The 15,435-nt window shown below is 72.1% G+C and carries 15 protein-coding genes and 2 pseudogenes; 13 read left to right on the top strand and 4 right to left on the bottom strand.

Annotated features, from left to right (window positions below; all coding sequences use genetic code 11):
* The first annotated feature begins 127 nt into the window (after positions 1 to 127).
* Entirely contained in the window at positions 128 to 1,219 is a 1,092-nt protein-coding gene (locus ACWH4W_RS01450; RefSeq protein WP_473074039.1) for a hypothetical protein, read from the top strand.
* Between the two features lie 73 nt (positions 1,220 to 1,292).
* Here ACWH4W_RS01450 and ACWH4W_RS01445 read toward each other — a convergent pair.
* A pseudogene (locus tag ACWH4W_RS01445) lies at positions 1,293 to 1,568 on the bottom strand (ATP-binding protein); the annotation flags it as partial.
* Between ACWH4W_RS01445 and ACWH4W_RS01440 the strand changes: the two are divergent.
* The 3 genes and pseudogenes from ACWH4W_RS01440 to ACWH4W_RS01430 form a co-directional block, all read left to right on the top strand.
* Positions 1,566 to 1,985: pseudogene (locus ACWH4W_RS01440) on the top strand (Scr1 family TA system antitoxin-like transcriptional regulator); the annotation flags it as partial. The pseudogenes ACWH4W_RS01445 and ACWH4W_RS01440 sit on opposite strands and share 3 nt — an antisense overlap.
* Before the next feature lie 5 nt (positions 1,986 to 1,990).
* Positions 1,991 to 2,179: a DUF397 domain-containing protein gene (locus tag ACWH4W_RS01435; protein WP_473074038.1), complete on the top strand. Its 189-nt coding sequence runs from the start codon at positions 1,991 to 1,993 to the stop codon at positions 2,177 to 2,179.
* Positions 2,176 to 2,379, top strand: coding sequence for a DUF397 domain-containing protein (locus ACWH4W_RS01430; RefSeq protein WP_473074037.1), 204 nt, complete (start codon positions 2,176 to 2,178; stop codon positions 2,377 to 2,379). The genes ACWH4W_RS01435 and ACWH4W_RS01430 overlap by 4 nt, the downstream gene beginning before the upstream one ends.
* 675 nt (positions 2,380 to 3,054) lie before the next feature.
* On the opposite strand, the gene ACWH4W_RS01425 is transcribed toward ACWH4W_RS01430, so the two are convergent.
* Positions 3,055 to 3,372 carry a hypothetical protein gene (locus ACWH4W_RS01425; RefSeq protein ID WP_473074036.1) on the bottom strand — a complete coding sequence of 106 codons (318 nt, stop codon included), beginning with the start codon at positions 3,370 to 3,372 and terminating at the stop codon, positions 3,055 to 3,057.
* A gap of 62 nt (positions 3,373 to 3,434) precedes the next feature.
* Between ACWH4W_RS01425 and ACWH4W_RS01420 the strand changes: the two genes are divergently transcribed.
* Together ACWH4W_RS01420 and ACWH4W_RS01415 are read left to right on the top strand one after the other, a co-directional pair.
* Positions 3,435 to 3,782: a GntR family transcriptional regulator gene (locus ACWH4W_RS01420; RefSeq protein ID WP_473074035.1), complete on the top strand. Its 348-nt coding sequence runs from the start codon at positions 3,435 to 3,437 to the stop codon at positions 3,780 to 3,782.
* Positions 3,779 to 4,777 carry a DUF1648 domain-containing protein gene (locus ACWH4W_RS01415; RefSeq protein ID WP_473074034.1) on the top strand — a complete coding sequence of 333 codons (999 nt, stop codon included), beginning with the start codon at positions 3,779 to 3,781 and terminating at the stop codon, positions 4,775 to 4,777. Before ACWH4W_RS01420 ends, ACWH4W_RS01415 begins: the two co-directional genes overlap by 4 nt.
* On the opposite strand, the gene ACWH4W_RS01410 is transcribed toward ACWH4W_RS01415, so the two are convergent.
* Positions 4,746 to 5,873 (bottom strand): epoxide hydrolase family protein, encoded by a 1,128-nt coding sequence (locus tag ACWH4W_RS01410; RefSeq protein WP_473074033.1) that lies wholly within the window; start codon positions 5,871 to 5,873, stop codon positions 4,746 to 4,748. The genes ACWH4W_RS01415 and ACWH4W_RS01410 overlap by 32 nt on opposite strands.
* Positions 5,874 to 5,964: 91 nt before the next feature.
* Here ACWH4W_RS01410 and ACWH4W_RS01405 point away from each other — a divergent pair, with 91 nt between their 5' ends.
* A complete protein-coding gene (locus tag ACWH4W_RS01405; protein ID WP_473074032.1) occupies positions 5,965 to 6,450 on the top strand; it encodes a MarR family winged helix-turn-helix transcriptional regulator in 486 nt (161 codons plus the stop codon).
* Between the two features lie 425 nt (positions 6,451 to 6,875).
* Here the strand turns inward: ACWH4W_RS01405 and ACWH4W_RS01400 are convergent, their stop codons facing one another.
* The gene (locus ACWH4W_RS01400; protein ID WP_473077385.1) at positions 6,876 to 7,448 is read right to left on the bottom strand and encodes a CGNR zinc finger domain-containing protein; all 573 of its coding nucleotides are present in this window, start codon (positions 7,446 to 7,448) and stop codon (positions 6,876 to 6,878) included.
* Positions 7,449 to 7,606: 158 nt separating this feature from the next.
* Between ACWH4W_RS01400 and ACWH4W_RS01395 the strand changes: the two genes are divergently transcribed.
* The 6 genes from ACWH4W_RS01395 (at position 7,607) to ACWH4W_RS01370 (ending at position 14,953) form a co-directional block, all read left to right on the top strand.
* On the top strand, positions 7,607 to 8,062 hold the full coding sequence (locus ACWH4W_RS01395; RefSeq protein ID WP_473074031.1) for a VOC family protein: 456 nt from the start codon (positions 7,607 to 7,609) through the stop codon (positions 8,060 to 8,062).
* A 98-nt stretch (positions 8,063 to 8,160) separates the two neighbouring features.
* Positions 8,161 to 9,075, top strand: coding sequence for a pyridoxamine 5'-phosphate oxidase family protein (locus ACWH4W_RS01390; protein WP_473074030.1), 915 nt, complete (start codon positions 8,161 to 8,163; stop codon positions 9,073 to 9,075).
* A 121-nt stretch (positions 9,076 to 9,196) separates the two neighbouring features.
* Positions 9,197 to 9,403, top strand: a complete 207-nt coding sequence (locus ACWH4W_RS01385; RefSeq protein ID WP_473074029.1) for a ferredoxin — start codon at positions 9,197 to 9,199, stop codon at positions 9,401 to 9,403.
* Positions 9,400 to 10,650 carry an NAD(P)/FAD-dependent oxidoreductase gene (locus ACWH4W_RS01380; protein ID WP_473074028.1) on the top strand — a complete coding sequence of 417 codons (1,251 nt, stop codon included), beginning with the start codon at positions 9,400 to 9,402 and terminating at the stop codon, positions 10,648 to 10,650. Before ACWH4W_RS01385 ends, ACWH4W_RS01380 begins: the two co-directional genes overlap by 4 nt.
* Before the next feature lie 300 nt (positions 10,651 to 10,950).
* Positions 10,951 to 13,260: an SF1B family DNA helicase RecD2 gene (gene recD2 / locus ACWH4W_RS01375; RefSeq protein WP_473074027.1), complete on the top strand. Its 2,310-nt coding sequence runs from the start codon at positions 10,951 to 10,953 to the stop codon at positions 13,258 to 13,260.
* 403 nt (positions 13,261 to 13,663) lie between these two features.
* Positions 13,664 to 14,953: a citrate synthase gene (locus ACWH4W_RS01370; RefSeq protein WP_473074026.1), complete on the top strand. Its 1,290-nt coding sequence runs from the start codon at positions 13,664 to 13,666 to the stop codon at positions 14,951 to 14,953.
* The last annotated feature ends 482 nt before the right edge of the window (positions 14,954 to 15,435 follow it).

The raw sequence follows: 15,435 nt of genomic DNA, 5'->3' as shown, positions 1-15,435 counted from the left end.
ATTGGAATCGATTACATCGGCTGGGGCAAGGGGGTGGGTGGTGGCCGAAACCGAATCGTGACCGGGGGGATGTCAGTGGCACTGTCCAGGGTGCCACTCAAGATCATCGGCGAGAGGGCCGGGAACCGTGATCAAGGGCGGGGTCACCATGATGGGGTGGGGCAGGAAGCCGGAGGACCGGCAGCGGTGGATGTTGGACCCGTTGGCGGGGATCGGACCGCTGCGGTTCGGCATGGACTCCGACGAGGTGCGGGCCGCGCTCGGGGGCGCGTCCGGTAGCGGCTCCCGGGTGGCCCGGGACGGTTCGTTCTGGGAGTCGTACAACGACTCGGGCCTGACCCTGCTCTACGTCCCGGGGATGCTGTTGGCCGGGGTGGCGGTCCACGCGGAGGCCGGGCCGGGGGTGAGCTTGGCCGGTGTGGAGCTGGTGGACCGGGTGCCGTCCGAGGTGAGTGCCGACCTGCACCGTCTCGCGCGGGGCCAAAAGGTGCGTGTCGGTCTCAACCGGGGCGGTGATCCCGAGATCGCCGCCTGGGGCCTGTCCATGGGCGCGGTCCAGGCATGGGAGACGTCGGCGGAGGGATACCCGGTACGGACCGACCGGGCGATCACCCAAGTCCTGGTGTGCGCCCCAGAACTGGCCGACGACCCGTACGCGACAGACCTTGTGACCCTCTGGCGGGACATCCGTGAGGAGCCCAAGAACGCGGGAGGGTGGCCGGTTACGGTCGATCAGGACCGAGCCTGGTGGGAGTGGACGCCGCTGGAGGGCGTGGGGCCGCTCCGGTTCGGCATGACCGTGGACGAGGTGATCGCGGCGCTGGGTGAGGAGGAGCCGGCCGCCCGCCGCGGTTTCTTCCCGCACCACTTCCGCGGATACGGCCAGTGGTACCTGGAGGGGGACCGCTTCGACGCGGCGGGGCTGACGGCTCACTACTGGATGCGGGACGGCAGGCCGGCCCTGGCGGCCGTGACCCTGCACGGCCGGACGGGGCCCCAAGTCGTGCATGACGGCATGAAGCTGATCGGCCAGAAGGTGACCGCTCTCGACGCCGCCCTGATCGAGCGCGCGGAGCGGGGCGACATAGGCCTGGTGATCGGCTGCTCCGGCGATCTCGGCATCCACGGCTGCAACATGTACGTCCGCTCGGTCCGGGCGGGCGACGGTATGGTCAGCGCGGCCAGGTTCTGCCACGCCGACTGGGAGGACCACGGCTGACGTCCGTGCACGGCGTAGGTGGCGGTCTGTCGGGTCAGCCGCAGACCTCGCCCGGGCGTGCCGTGCCACGTGCCTAGGCGGCATCCACCTCACACCACACGGACTTCCCCCGACTGCCGTCCCGGACGAGGGGCTGCCAGCCCCAAACGTCGGAGCAGGCCCGCACGAGCGCGAGCCCGCGGCCGTCCTCCCGCTCCAGCGCGGCGGTGAGCGGCGCCGGCGGCTGTGGCGGAGAGGGGTCGGCGTCCCATGCCCCGATACGGAGCGTCCCCGGGGGCGACCATCGCACGCGCAGGGCGGCGGGTCCCTTGGTGTGCCGTACGGCGTTGGCGACGAGCTCGGTCGCGAGTTGACTGTTGAAGAGCTTGAAGCGCGCATCCGGCACCGCAAGGAACGGCAGCGGTTCGTCATTCCTTACGAAGCAGTGATCCATGAGGCGGCGCTGCGGATCCGAGTCAGCGACCGGGCGACTTCGCGAGCTCAACTCATGCGACTGCTGGAACTTTCCGAGGCCGACCACATCTCTGTACGTGTCATCCCCTTCGACCGGGACGACTTCCCCATGGCGTCCGGCACGATGACGTACGTGGGCGGCCCCCTGCCCAAGCTGGACACAGTGGTTCGGGACGCATTGCACGGCACGGTCTTTATCGACTCCGAGGCGCAACTCAACACCTATCGGACCGGTTTCCGTAAGGTAGAGGAGGCTTCACTCGACCCGGAGAAGTCGCGAGACTTCATCCGAAGCCTGGCTAAGGAGCTGTAGGAACCATGGGCAACTGGCGTAAGTCGTCCTACTCGGGTCCCGGCGACGGCAACGAATGCGTCGAGATCGCGACCGCGGACAGTCACACAGCCGTGCGCGACTCCAAGGCCCCCTCCCGGGCCACCCTTGTCTTCCCCAGGGAGACCTTCGCCGTCTTCGTCCAGGGCCTGAAGAGGGCCGTGCCCCGAGTATGACCCGGCGCGTGACAGCGTGGCGCAGGTCGTCCCACTCCGGTGGGGGCGACGGCAACAACTGCGTCGAGATCGCGGCCTCGCCCACCCGCGTGGCCGTCCGTGACTCGAAGGACCCCAGCCGGGCCGTCCTCACCTCTTCCGGCACGGTCTTCACCGGGTTCGTCAACGCGCTGAAGGGATCCCCAGGCCCGCCCGCCTGAGCAGGTCGAAAGTGGGCCGCGCCCTCGTCGCGGCGTTCCATCAGGGGCCGTGCCCCACAGCACCCGCTCGGGAGCTCCGTCCCCCGTGTCGAAAAGGCAGCACACCGCCCCCGTCGTCTCCGCGAGGTCCGTGAACACCTTTCTGATCGCAGCCGAGTCCTCGAAGAGCCTGCTCATCCTCGACGTCGCCGCCCAGAAGTCCAGGCACACGTGGCGCAGGTTCAGGAAGGGCGGAAAATACAAGTCCAGGTACACGTAACCGATCTGCACGCGCCCGTCCTCGACGGGAAGGTCCCCCTCCTCCGCGTACGCCCGCACCGCCTCGTCCGCCGGGAACATGAGCGACAGGTCGAGCGTGACCCTGTCCTTCCCGGCGCAGTCGACGGGGTCGCTCTCGAAACCGCTGGTGAACGGAAGCACGACCCGCTCGCCGCCCGGCAACGTCACCGTCAGCGGCGGCACCCTCCGCTCGGGCGGTGCCAGCTTCGCCACCTCGTTGAGCGCGCGCGGAACGTTCTCGGGACGCAGATGGATGTCGTAGGCGTAGGTCAGCCCCATGTTCCCTCCTCGGCCAGGCAGAACGGCACCTTTTCACGGCCGTGTCCCGGACGCCCGCGACTTTCCGAGAAGGCGACGCCGGGACCCCGTACCTGGCTGGTCAGCGGGTGGGGCGGTTCACCGCCCGAACGCCTCGCGGCAGCGCTCGACCTGATCCGCGACCTGTTCCATGTACCAGCGCGTGATCTCGTACGGCACGACGTGTTCCTCAGGGCTGTGCACCCGGACCGCCGGCTCCGCGGCCGGGTCCTCGTCCGGGACGAGTGCCGTCAGGAAGGGCGCGCCCGGTAGGTACGTCACCGCCGCGTCGGCGTCGTCGGTTGCCGGTGCGGGCACCGCCTCGCTCAACTCCACGCACCAGGCGTCGTCGTGCAGGGCGTAGTGGAAGACGACGGCGTAATGGCGACCGGCATGCTCCCGCACATTCCATGGCATGCAGGCAGGCTGCCACCTCGGCCACGCCCGCCCACACCTATGGTGCTACCGTCATTAGCACCATGCTGCTGAGACTCGACGTAGCCGACCACCATCCCCTGCACGAGCAGGTGGCCGGTGCCGTCCGGCGGGCCATCGCCGAGGGGGAGTGCGCGCCGGGTGACCGGCTGCCCCCCGCCCGGGACCTCGCCCAGGCACTCGGTGTGAACGTCAACACCGTGCTGCGCGGCCTGCGCGCCCTGCGGGACGAAGGGCTGCTGGAGTTCCGGCGGGGGCGTGGAGTGACCGTGACTCAAGGGGCCGACGGGCGGTCGGCATTGGTGGACCGCATCCGTGAGGTCCTGGCCGACGCGGCCCGTCTCGGGTACGGCAAGGACGACGTCATCGACATGATCAGGGAGGTCACGTGACCGAGCGGACAGCGCGAGGGAACGCCACGACATGGGGCGCCGCCGCCTGGGTCGTGGGAGTGCTGGTGCTCCTGGTGGTCTTCCCGCTCACAGCCCGGGACCGGCTCCCGGAACGGCTCGCGACCCACTGGAGCGCGAGCGGCGAGCCGGACGACTCGATGCCGTTCTGGGCGGCCACCACTTTCCCCGCGCTGGTCTGGCTGATCCTCGCCGCCGTCGCCCTCCTGGCCTTCTGGCGTGCCGGCAGGAGCACTTCGGCCACGGCGGCGACGGCCGCCGCACCCTCCTGGGCCGGCATCACCCTCGGCTTCACCGGCGTGACCCTCCTCGGCGCGCAGGCGTCCGTCGTGCGGGCGAACCTCGACCGTGAGGACTGGCGTGACGCCGGCTCGGTGACCGGTTGGGTGGTCGCCACCCTCGTCGCCGGGGCGGCCGTCGCCGTCGCGGCTCAGCTCATCGGCCGCCGGGCGCGCGTCGCCGAACCGCCCGTCACCGGACCCGCCATGGAGATACCGAAGGGCCAGCGTTTCGTCTGGCTGTCCCGTGCCTCCAACCGCTGGCTGCACCTCATGGCCGCCGTCTTCGGCGTCATCACCCTCGCGGCCACCGCGGTGGCGGTGGGCGGTCTCTCCGGGGCGCAGGCCGCACCCCTCGCCGCCGCCTTCGCCGTCGCCACCCTCGCGGTGCTGGCCTGTGCCTCCGTCCAGGCCCGGGTCACCGAGAAGGGACTGGAAGTCGCCTTCGGACCCCTGGGCTGGCCGACCCGGCGCTGGGCCGCCGACGCCGTCGCCTCCGCCTGGGCCGAGAACCGCACCGCCATGCAGGTCGGCGGCTGGGGCTACCGCCTGAGCGGCCTCGGCACCACCGTCATGCTCCGCGGCGGCGAATGCCTCGTGATCCGCACCGTCAAGGGCAAGGACTTCGCCGTCAGCGTCGACGACGCCGAACGCGGTGCGGCCCTCCTCAACTCCCTGATCGGGCAACGCGCGACGTGACGGATTCGCCCGCCCCGACACCCAACCCGAGGAAGAACTTCCGCACGTCCTCCGCGAACAGCTCCGGCACCTCCATCGCCGCGAAGTGGCCGCCCCGGTCGAACTCCGACCAGTGCCGGATGTCGTACAACCGCTCGGCGAGCGGCCGTACCGACCGGGTGATGTCGTGGGGGAGCACCGCCACCCCGACCGGCACCGGGCACCGCTCGCTCTGCCGGGCCGACTCGCGGTGCAGCCGCGCCGAGGAGGCCGCCGTGGCGGTCAGCCAGTACAGCGAGACGTCGGTCAGGAGCCGCTCGTCGCTCACCGGCGTGCGGGGGTCGGTCCACTGCGCGAACCGTTCCGCGATCCAGGCCAGCTGGCCCACCGGCGAGTCGGTCAGCGCGTAGCCCAGCGTCTGCGGGGCCGTGGCCTGGAGCGCCTGGTACGGCGGGCGGGACGCCATCAGCTTCCGCACCTTGTCCAGCCGCTCCTCGTCCGACGGGCTCAGGACGAGACCGGCGGCCGGGTCGGGCCGGGTGGGCAGGTAGTTGACGTGCACTCCGGCGACCCGCTCCGGCTCCAGCGCGCCGAGCGCCAGGGAGATGCCCGAACCGAAGTCGCCGCCCTGCGCGCCGTACCGCTCGTACCCGAGGCGCCGCATCAGCTCGGCCCAGGCCCGGGCGACGCGGACGACGTCCCAGCCGCGCTCGTGGGTCGGCCCCGAGAAGCCGTATCCGGGGATGGACGGGATCACCAGGTGGAAGTCCCGGGACAGCGGTTCGATCACGTCGAGGAACTCCAGGAACGAGCCGGGCCAGCCGTGGGTGAGGACCAGCGCGAGCGCGTCCGGCCGTGCGGACCGCACCTGCACGAAGTGGACGGTCTGGCCCTCGATCTCCGTGAGGAAGTGCGGCAGTTCGTTGAGGCGGGCCTCGTGCGCACGCCAGTCGTAGCGGGTGCGCCAGTGCTCGGCCAGCTCCTTCAACCGGGCCAGCGGGAAGCCGTAGTCCCAGCCGGCGCCGGTGATCTCGTCGGGCCAGCGGGTGCGGGCGAGACGGTCGGCGAGGTCGTCGAGGTCGGCCTGCGGGATGTCGATGCGGAACGGCGTGATCACGGGGCCCCCATAGCGTTAGTTGAACTAACGTTTATGTCACTAACGAAAGTAGACTGTTGGCGCCACTAACGCAAGATGCGGAGGACCCCACATGAGCCCCAGCCCTCCGGCCCCGGAACCCGCGCCCGCCCGCCTGCGCGCCATCCCCAGCCGCCTGCTGGTCGGCGCCGCGCTGGTCGCCGACCGGCTCGTCGGGGAGCGACTGGCCGCCGAGGGCGCCCACAAGTGGCACTTCGCCGTGCTGCTGACCCTCGCCGAGGCGGGCCCCGCCAGTCAGGCCGAGCTCAGCCGCCGTACCGGCATCCACCGCAGCGACATGGTCGCCGTCCTCAACGACCTGGGGGGCGCGGGCTGCGTCCGCCGCGACCCCGACCCCGCCGACCGCCGCCGCAACGTCATCACCCTCACCTCCGCCGGCCGCCGCCGCCTCGAACGCCTCGACGCGCTCATCCGCGAGGCGCAGGACGAACTCTTCGCCCCCCTGACCCGCGCCGAACGCGACGAACTCACCCGCCTGCTCACGTCCCTGGCCGACCACCACGGCCCCGCCCACCCCCGCTCGGACGAAGAACGCTAGGCGCGGTTTCGTCCGGGTCGGTCTGCCGTCGGGGCCGGGGCGGGCCACGCGACTCGGGGTGGCGCGGGGCCGGTTCGGCTGGATGGTGAAGCCCGGTCGGATCCGCTCGTCGCGGTCGGCCGAGGCCCGCCCCGGCACGCGAGCACGGCGTCAGTCGGGGGCTGCTCGAACGACCGCCGCCGACCTCGTGCCTGCGCACCCGAGCCCGTGCCTGCGCACCCGAGCCCGTGCCTGCGCACCCGGCCCCCGAGGGGGCCGCCGGCCGCCCCCGGCGTGCTCGGCGAGGTCGCCGGCTCCCCTCCGGGCCGGCGGCGGCACGGGCGGCCGAAGCCTGGGCGGGGCGGAGCGCCCCGGGCGGCCCGATGCCTGCGCCCCCGGGTCCGCCGCGGGGGCGCGTGCCGTACGAGAGGGCCTGGCTCCGGCGGTCAGGCCTTCTTCTGGCGTGCGTAGTGGCGCTGTGCCTTCGCCCGGTTTCCGCAGCCGGCCATCGAGCACCAGCGGCGCGTCCCGTTCTTGGAGATGTCGTAGAAGTGCAGGACGCATTCGGGGTTGCCGCAGGACCGGATCCGCTCGGGCCGCTCGGCGAGCAGGCGCAGGTAGTCCTCGGCCGCCCGCCATGCCGGCAACCAGGCGGGAGTTTCCACCTCGACGTAGGCGTCCGGCCCGTCGGGACGCAGCAGGAGTCCCCTGCGGCCGTGCGCGAGGACGGCGTTGAGGGCCTCGACGGCGTCGGCGTCCGGGTGCTGCGGATCGGAGACCGCCCGGTCCAGGGCGGCGCGCGCCTGGAGCAGCCACCGCAGCGTGTCGTGGTCCACCGGGACCGGTGTGCCGCCCAGGGCCCGGCTCACCAGAGGGCCGGCGAGCCAGGTCGCCAGCCCGTCGAGCGAGTCCAGCAGGTCGTGACGGCCGGCGGCGTCGATCCAGCGGGTGTTGAGCAGGTCGATGGCGAGCGGTTCGTCGGTCAGGGGGCGGGGGTCGGCCCCTGGAGCTGGCGGCACGGTGCGCTGTCCTTCCTCGGCGATGACGGCGGCGTCACGGCCACCGTAACCGGTCATCGCGTGATCACCGGTTGACGCCCCTTCTTTCTAACCTCTAAAGTCATTTTCAGTGGTTACGAGGCGGGCTCGTGACGATGAGTGAAGGCGTGTGAGGAACCATGGCTGAGGCGAAGACCCTGCAGACCGGGCACGTGGGAGTGAACGTCACCGACCTGGAGCGGTCCCTGGCCTTCTACCGGGCCGTGTTCGGCTTCGACGTGATGGCGGAGGGCAAGGAGGCCGGTCGCCGCTGGGCGTTCCTCGGCCGAGAGGGCCGGCTGCTCGTGACGCTGTGGCAGCAGAGCACGGGCTCGTTCGCCACCGGCCGGCCGGGGCTGCACCACCTGTCGTTCCAGGTCGGGACCGTCGAGGAGGTCAGTGCCGCGGAAGAAGTGCTGCGCGGCCTGGGCGCGGAGTTCACCTACGACGGGGTCGTCCCCCACGACGAGAACGGCACCTCCGGCGGCATCTTCTTCACCGACCCCGACGGCATCCGTCTGGAGATCTACGCGCCCACGGGTGCGGACCCGGCCGGCGCACCGACCCCCGGCGCCCCCACCTGCGGCTTCTTCTAGAAACCCTCCAGCCCGCCGGGGGCGCCGCGCGGGCACCCCCGGCCTGACCCGCGTCGGCGCCGCAGGACCGCGAGCCGGCGCGCGGGAAAGGACCTACCGTGCCCACGTATCACAGCGGTGAGATGGCGGTGCAGGAACGCGCCGGTCTGGCCCGACAGGCGGAGTTCTCACTCGGCGGCATCGGCGAGAGCATCCCGCCCGTCGCGAGGGACTTCCTCGCCCGGCAGCCGTGGAGCGTGCTGGGCGGCGCCGACCGGGACGGCCGCGTCTGGGCCACGCAGCTGACGGGCGGCGCCGGGTTCCTGCGCGTGCCCGACCCCCGCACCGTCATCGTCGACGCCCTGCCCCTGCCGGGGGACCCGCTGGCCGAGGCCCTGACCGCCGGACCGGCCGTCCGGATCGGGATGATCGCCGTCGAGCCCGCCACCCGGCGCCGCATGCGCGTCAACGGCCGGGCCCGCCGGGAGGGGGCCGGCCTGCTCGTCGACGTCGACCAGGTCATCGCCAACTGCCCCAAGTACCTGCAGAAGCGGGACTACCGCTGGGCCGGTCCGGACGAGGACGGGGCGGACCGCACCGTCACCGGCGGCACCGAACTCAGCCCGGCCCAGCAGCGGAAGGTGCGCGCGGCCGACACGTTCTTCGTCGCCACCGCCTCCGACCGCGGCGACGCGGACGCCTCCCACCGCGGCGGCAACCCCGGCTTCGTCCAGGTGCTCTCCCCCACCCTGCTGCGCTGGCCCGACTACGCGGGCAACGCCATGTTCCTGACCCTGGGCAACCTGCTGCTCAACGCGTCGGCGGGCATCCTGGTCCCGGACTGGGAGACGGGCGCCACCCTGCACCTGTCCGGCACCGCGCGCACCGTGTGGGACGCCGAGGACATCGCCACGGTGCCCGGCGCGCAGCGCCTGGTCGAGTTCTCCGTCGAAGCCGTACGGGAGATCACCGCCGCTTCGCCCCTGCGATGGACCAGCCCCGGTTACTCGCGCTTCAACCCCCCGGCCGGCTGACACCCGCACGTACCGCGCACCGCACGTACCGCGCACCACACGTACCGCGCGCACCACACGTACCGCGCGCACCACACGCACCGCGCACCGACGACCCTCACCCGACCCCTACGGAGCGACCATGCAGATCACCGTGGACATGACCCTGTGCGAGAGCCACGGGCAGTGCGTCTTCGCCGCGCCGGAGATCTTCTCCTTCGACGACGACCGCCTCGTCCACGAGGCCTCCCCGCCCGACGCGCTGCTCGACAAGGCCGAGAAGGCCGCGGCCGTCTGCCCGGTCCGCGCCGTCACCGTCTCGCCGGCCTCCTTGCCGGCCGCCTCATGAGGGCCGAGGACCGCCGCGAACTGGTCGTCGTGGGCGCCTCGCTCGCCGGGCTGCGGGCGGCCCTGACCCTGCGCGAACAGGGTTTCGCCGGTGCCCTGACCATCGTGGGCGACGAACCGCATCCGCCCTACGACCGACCGCCGCTGTCCAAGCGGGTACTGACCGCCCCCGGCCGGCCGGCCCGCACCGAACTGCCCGTGCCGAACGGCCTGCGGGCCCGCTGGCGGCTCGGGCGGGCGGCCGTCCGCCTGGACCTCGCGGCGAGGTCCGTCACCCTCGCGGACGGCACGCGGCTGTCCTACGACGGCCTGGTCATCGCCACCGGATCGACTGCCCGCGGCTGGCCGGCCGGGAAGCCCCCGCCGCCGGCCGGCGTGGTCACCCTGCGCGGCTGGGACGACGCGCTGGCCCTGCGGGCCGCGCTGGCCGCGGGAGGGCCCCTCGTCGTCATCGGTGCCGGCTTCCTCGGTGGCGAGATCGCCGCCGCCGCCCGCGAACTCGGGCTGGACGTCACGCTCGTCGAAGCCGCGTCCCAGCCCCTGGAGAGCGCCCTCGGCACCACCGCGGGCGCCTACGTCGCCGCGCTCCACCGCGAGGCGGGCATCGCGCTGAGGACCGGAACCACCGTGGAGGGCTTCCTGACCGGGACCGACGGCCGGCTGGCCGGCGTCCACCTGGACGACGGCACCACGGTCCCGGCCGGCACGGCGGTCCTGGCGTGGGGCGGGGTGCCGTCGACGGGCTGGCTGGCCGGCTCCGGCCTCGCCCTGGACGGCGGCGTCCACTGCGACCCGTGTCTGCGCGTCCTGCGCACCGACGGTTCGACCGTGCCCGACGTGGTGGCGGCCGGTGACGTGGCGCGCGTGCCGCAGCCGCTGGCCGGCGGCGAACGCCTGGCGCTCGGCCACTGGACCAACGCCGTCGAGCAGGGCGCGGCGGCCGCCGCCACGCTCCTGGCCGCGCGGGACCCGGAGCGGACACCCGCGCCGTTCGCGGCCGTTCCGTCCTTCTGGTCGGACCTGCACGGCGTCAGGATCCGCTCGGTGGGCCTGCCCGGCGTCGCTGACGAGACGCGGGTCGTGGAGCACGATCCGGCGGGCCGCCGGCTGGAGATCGGCTACCACCGCGCGGGCCGGCTGGTCGGAGCACTGACCATCGGGCGGACAGGACGGCTGGCTTCCTACCGCCGCGCGCTGGAGGAGCGTCCGGCCCCCGTGACGGCGGCGGACGCACCGGGCGCCGCGTGACGGGCCGCGGTCCTGACGTCGCTGCCCCGGCGCCGTGACGCCCTGCGGTCAAGGGTTTCCCGACGCCTGTGAGGCGCCCCCTCGTCCCGTACCGCGGACGGGACGCAGGGCCGGCTCCGGGCGGTCGTCGTCTCGCACGGCAGGGCGCCGCCGGCGTACGGCCTCTCAGGAGAGGCCGCCGGGCCGGGTCCGCCGGGGCGCCCGTGCGCACGTCACCGGCCGGGGCGCGACGGTCGGTGCCGGGTGCCGGGTCCCTGCCGCCGCGGGACCCCTGTCACACCCCACCGGTACCGTCGGACCATGCCCAACCAGCCCCCCGCGCCCTCCGGCGAACGCCGGCTCGCCACGCTCGAAGGCGTCCTGGAGCGCATCACGTACGCCAACGAGGAGAACGGCTACACGGTCGCCCGGGTCGACACCGGCAGAGGCGCCGGCGACCTGCTGACCGTCGTCGGGGCGCTGCTCGGCGCGCAGGTGGGGGAGTCGCTGCGGATGGAGGGGCGCTGGGGGTCGCACCCCCAGTACGGCAAGCAGTTCCACGTGGAGAACTACACGACCGTGCTGCCCGCCACCGTGCAGGGCATCCGCCGCTACCTCGGCTCCGGGCTGGTGAAGGGCATCGGGCCGGTCTTCGCCGACCGGATCACCCAGCACTTCGGGACGGACACCCTCCGTGTCATCGAGGAGGAGCCCGAGCGGCTCATCGAGGTCCCCGGGCTCGGGCCGAAGCGGACCAGGAAGATCGCCGACGCCTGGGAGGAGCAGAAGGCGATCAAGGAGGTCATGCTCTTCCTCCAGACCGTCGAGGTGTCGACGTCCATCGCCGTGCGCATCTACAAGAAGTACGGCGACGCCTCCATCTCCGTGGTGAAGAACCAGCCCTACCGGCTGGCCGCCGACGTCTGGGGCATCGGCTTCCTCACCGCCGACCGGATCGCCCAGTCGGTCGGCATCCCGCACGACAGCCCGGACCGGGTGAAGGCGGGCCTGCAGTACGCGCTGTCGCAGGCCACCGACCAGGGACACTGCTATCTCCCCGAGGAGAAGCTGATCGCGGACGCGGTGAAGCTGCTCCAGGTGGACACCGGCCTGGTCATCGAGTGTCTCGCCGAGCTGGCCGCCGAGCCGGAGGACCCGGGCGAGGACCCCGGCGTCGTACGGGAGAAGGTGCCCGACCCGCAGGGCGGCGACCCCGTCACCGCCGTCTACCTGGTGCCGTTCCACCGCGCCGAAGTGGCCCTCGCCGCCCAGTTGCTGCGGCTGCTGCGCACCGACCAGGACCGGATGCCGGCGTTCCGGGACGTGGCGTGGGACAAGGCGCTCGGCTGGCTGCGCGGTCGCACGGGGACGGACCTGGCGCCCGAACAGGAGGCCGCGGTCAAGCTGGCGTTGACGCAGAAGGTCGCCGTGCTGACCGGCGGACCCGGTTGCGGCAAGTCGTTCACGGTGCGGTCGATCGTGGAGCTGGCCCGGGCCAAGAAGGCGAAGGTGGTGCTCGCCGCGCCGACCGGGCGCGCCGCCAAGCGGCTCGCCGAGCTGACCGGCGCCGAGGCGTCCACCGTGCACCGGCTGCTGGAGCTCAAGCCCGGCGGGGACGCGGCGTACGACCGGGACCGGCCGCTGGACGCCGACCTGGTGGTGGTCGACGAGGCGTCCATGCTGGACCTGCTGCTGGCGAACAAGCTGGCCAAGGCCGTGCCGCCGGGCGCCCACCTGCTGTTCGTCGGGGACGTCGACCAACTCCCCAGCGTCGGGGCGGGCGAGGTGCTCCGGGACCTCCTCGCCGACGGCAGCCCCGTCCCGGCCGTGCGCCTCACCCGCGTGTTCCGGCAGGCCCAGCAGTCCGGCGTGGTCACCAACGCGCACCGGATCAACGCGGGGAAGCACCCGGTCACCGACGGCATGAAGGACTTCTTCCTCTTCGTCGAGGAGGACACCGAGGAGGCCGGCCGGCTCACCGTGGACGTGGCGGCCCGGCGCATCCCCGCGAAGTTCGGTCTCGATCCGCGCCGTGACGTGCAGGTCCTCGCCCCCATGCACCGGGGCCCGGCCGGCGCGGGCACGCTCAACGGGCTGCTGCAGCAGGCCGTCACCCCCGCCCGCCCCGACCTGCCCGAGAAGCGGTTCGGCGGCCGGGTGTTCCGCGTCGGCGACAAGGTCACCCAGATCCGCAACAACTACGAGAAGGGCGCCAACGGCGTCTTCAACGGCACCGTCGGCGTGGTCACCGCGCTGGACCCGGTCGACCAGCGCCTGACCGTGCTGACCGACGAGGACGAGGAGGTGGGGTACGACTTCGACGAGCTGGACGAACTGGCCCACGCCTACGCCGTGACCATCCACCGTTCCCAGGGCAGCGAGTACCCGGCGGTGGTCATCCCCGTCACCACGGGCGCGTGGATGATGCTCCAGCGCAACCTGCTCTACACGGCGGTGACCCGGGCCAAGGAACTGGTCGTCCTGGTCGGCTCCCGCAAGGCCGTCGGACAGGCGGTGCGCACCCTGTCGGCCGGCCGCCGGTGCACGGCGCTCGACATGCGGCTCGCGGGCACGGGTCCGGCCGGGGCGGGACCGCGGTCCGCCGGTTCCGGTCCGTCAGGCGGGACCTGACCCGGCTCCCCTGGGACCCGACCCCGCTCCCCTGGGACCCGACCCCGCTCCCCCCGGGACCCGACCCCGCTCCCCTGGAACCCGACCCCGTTCCCCCGGGACCCGACCCCGCTCCGCCGGTTCCGGAACGCCGGGCGGGGGACCCGGAGGGGACCGCCTCCCGGCGGGGGCGGGGCCGCGGTGAAGGCCCCGTCACCGAAAAATGATCGATCAAATGAGTCGTGAAGGTCACACAGGGCTTCCGGATGGGGAACACAGGGGGCAGGATGGGCAAGTTGACGGCACTCAGTGCCGTCAATAGGCCCGATGGTCGACCCCGAGTGCACTCTCCTGAGCCGAGTGGGGGATGGTAGAGACAGTCAGGGCACCTCGAAGATGAGGCACAACGTCGGTGAGGGAAGACGTGAGCGACAACTCTGTAGTACTGCGGTACGACGGCAGCGAGTACACCTACCCGGTGATCGACAGCACCGTCGGTGACAAGGGCTTCGACATCGGGAAGCTCCGCGCCCAGTCCGGTCTGGTGACGCTGGACAGCGGCTACGGCAACACCGCCGCCTACAAATCCGCGATCACCTATCTCGACGGCGAGGCCGGCATCCTCCGGTACCGCGGCTACCCGATCGAGCAGCTGGCCGAGCGCTCCACCTTCCTGGAGGTCGCCTACCTGCTGATCAACGGCGAGCTGCCCACCGTCGACCAGCTGGCCGGGTTCAAGGGCGACATCACGCAGCACACCCTGCTGCACGAGGACGTCAAGAACTTCTACAAGGGCTTCCCGCGCGACGCCCACCCGATGGCCATGCTGTCCTCGGTGGTCTCCGCGCTGTCCACGTTCTACCAGGACAGCCACAACCCGTTCGACGAGGAGCAGCGCAACCTCTCCACCATCCGCCTGCTCGCCAAGCTCCCGACGATCGCGGCCTACGCCTACAAGAAGTCGGTCGGCCACCCGTTCGTCTACCCGCGCAACGACCTCGGCTACGTCGAGAACTTCCTGCGCATGACCTTCTCCGTGCCGGCGCAGGAGTACGAGCTCGACCCGGTCGTCGTCTCCGCCCTGGACAAGCTGCTGATCCTGCACGCGGACCACGAGCAGAACTGCTCCACCTCCACGGTCCGCCTGGTCGGCTCCTCGCAGGCGAACATGTTCGCCTCGATCTCCGCCGGCATCAACGCCCTGTGGGGCCCGCTGCACGGCGGCGCCAACCAGTCGGTGCTGGAGATGCTGGAGGGCATCCGCGACTCCGGCGGCGACGTCGACTCCTTCATCCGCAAGGTGAAGAACAAGGAGGACGGCGTCCGCCTGATGGGCTTCGGCCACCGGGTCTACAAGAACTTCGACCCGCGCGCCAAGATCATCAAGGCCGCCGCGCACGACGTGCTGTCCGCCCTCGGCAAGTCCGACGAGCTGCTGGACATCGCGCTCAAGCTGGAGGAGCACGCGCTCTCCGACGACTACTTCGTCTCGCGCAGCCTCTACCCGAACGTGGACTTCTACACCGGCCTGATCTACCGGGCCATGGGTTTCCCGACCGAGATGTTCACGGTGCTGTTCGCCCTCGGCCGCCTCCCGGGCTGGATCGCCCAGTGGCACGAGATGATCAAGGAGCCGGGTTCCCGCATCGGCCGCCCGCGCCAGATCTACACGGGCGTCGTCGAGCGCGACTTCGTCCCCGTCGAGAAGCGCTGACACCTGCCGGTGCGGGTGTCGTACGCCTGAGAGTTCCGTCGCTGGAGGGGCGCGGGCGGCCGCGGACCGTCTCGTGGCCGGTCGCGCCCGAGCGGCGGAGCCGTCCGCGCCCCTTCGGGCGCGTCGGGCCGCCGCGGAGAAGAACGCGAAGAGAAGAACGCGAAGAAGAAGGCGCCCTGGCCGCCGGTCCCCCCACGGGCCGACGAACCAGGGCGCCTTCCCATGTCCCGGTGCGGATTCCCCCCACGGGATCCGGCCGGGCGCCTGTGAGGACAGCGCCTGAATCGCTGTGTGAGTACGACGGACCTGAACCCGCCGCACTCGTCGGTGTGCGGTCTGCCGGGACACCGCACGTCGGGAGGGCCGCTCAAAGCTTCCCTGGGCACGTGCCCCGGCAACGCAATCTCTGGAGAAGTCCCCCAAGACATCCCCAGATGCCAGGAAGCGCCCCCCAAGACGCTGCCCGACATCGCCAACTTAGA

It is taken from the genome of Streptomyces sp. DSM 120436, from assembly GCF_055778765.1.
This window is presented reverse-complemented; position numbering and strand designations above follow the sequence as displayed.

Excerpts from the sequence above, each read along its gene's own strand:
- ACWH4W_RS01435 (WP_473074038.1), top strand. The coding sequence starts at position 1,991 with ATGGGCAACTGGCGTAAGTCGTCCTACTCGGGTCCCGGCGACGGCAAC.
- ACWH4W_RS01430 (WP_473074037.1), top strand. The coding sequence starts at position 2,176 with ATGACCCGGCGCGTGACAGCGTGGCGCAGGTCGTCCCACTCCGGTGGG.
- ACWH4W_RS01425 (WP_473074036.1), bottom strand. The coding sequence starts at position 3,372 with ATGCCATGGAATGTGCGGGAGCATGCCGGTCGCCATTACGCCGTCGTC.
- ACWH4W_RS01420 (WP_473074035.1), top strand. The coding sequence starts at position 3,435 with ATGCTGCTGAGACTCGACGTAGCCGACCACCATCCCCTGCACGAGCAG.
- ACWH4W_RS01405 (WP_473074032.1), top strand. The coding sequence starts at position 5,965 with ATGAGCCCCAGCCCTCCGGCCCCGGAACCCGCGCCCGCCCGCCTGCGC.
- ACWH4W_RS01395 (WP_473074031.1), top strand. The coding sequence starts at position 7,607 with ATGGCTGAGGCGAAGACCCTGCAGACCGGGCACGTGGGAGTGAACGTC.
- ACWH4W_RS01385 (WP_473074029.1), top strand. The coding sequence starts at position 9,197 with ATGCAGATCACCGTGGACATGACCCTGTGCGAGAGCCACGGGCAGTGC.
- ACWH4W_RS01380 (WP_473074028.1), top strand. The coding sequence starts at position 9,400 with ATGAGGGCCGAGGACCGCCGCGAACTGGTCGTCGTGGGCGCCTCGCTC.
- recD2 (WP_473074027.1), top strand. The coding sequence starts at position 10,951 with ATGCCCAACCAGCCCCCCGCGCCCTCCGGCGAACGCCGGCTCGCCACG.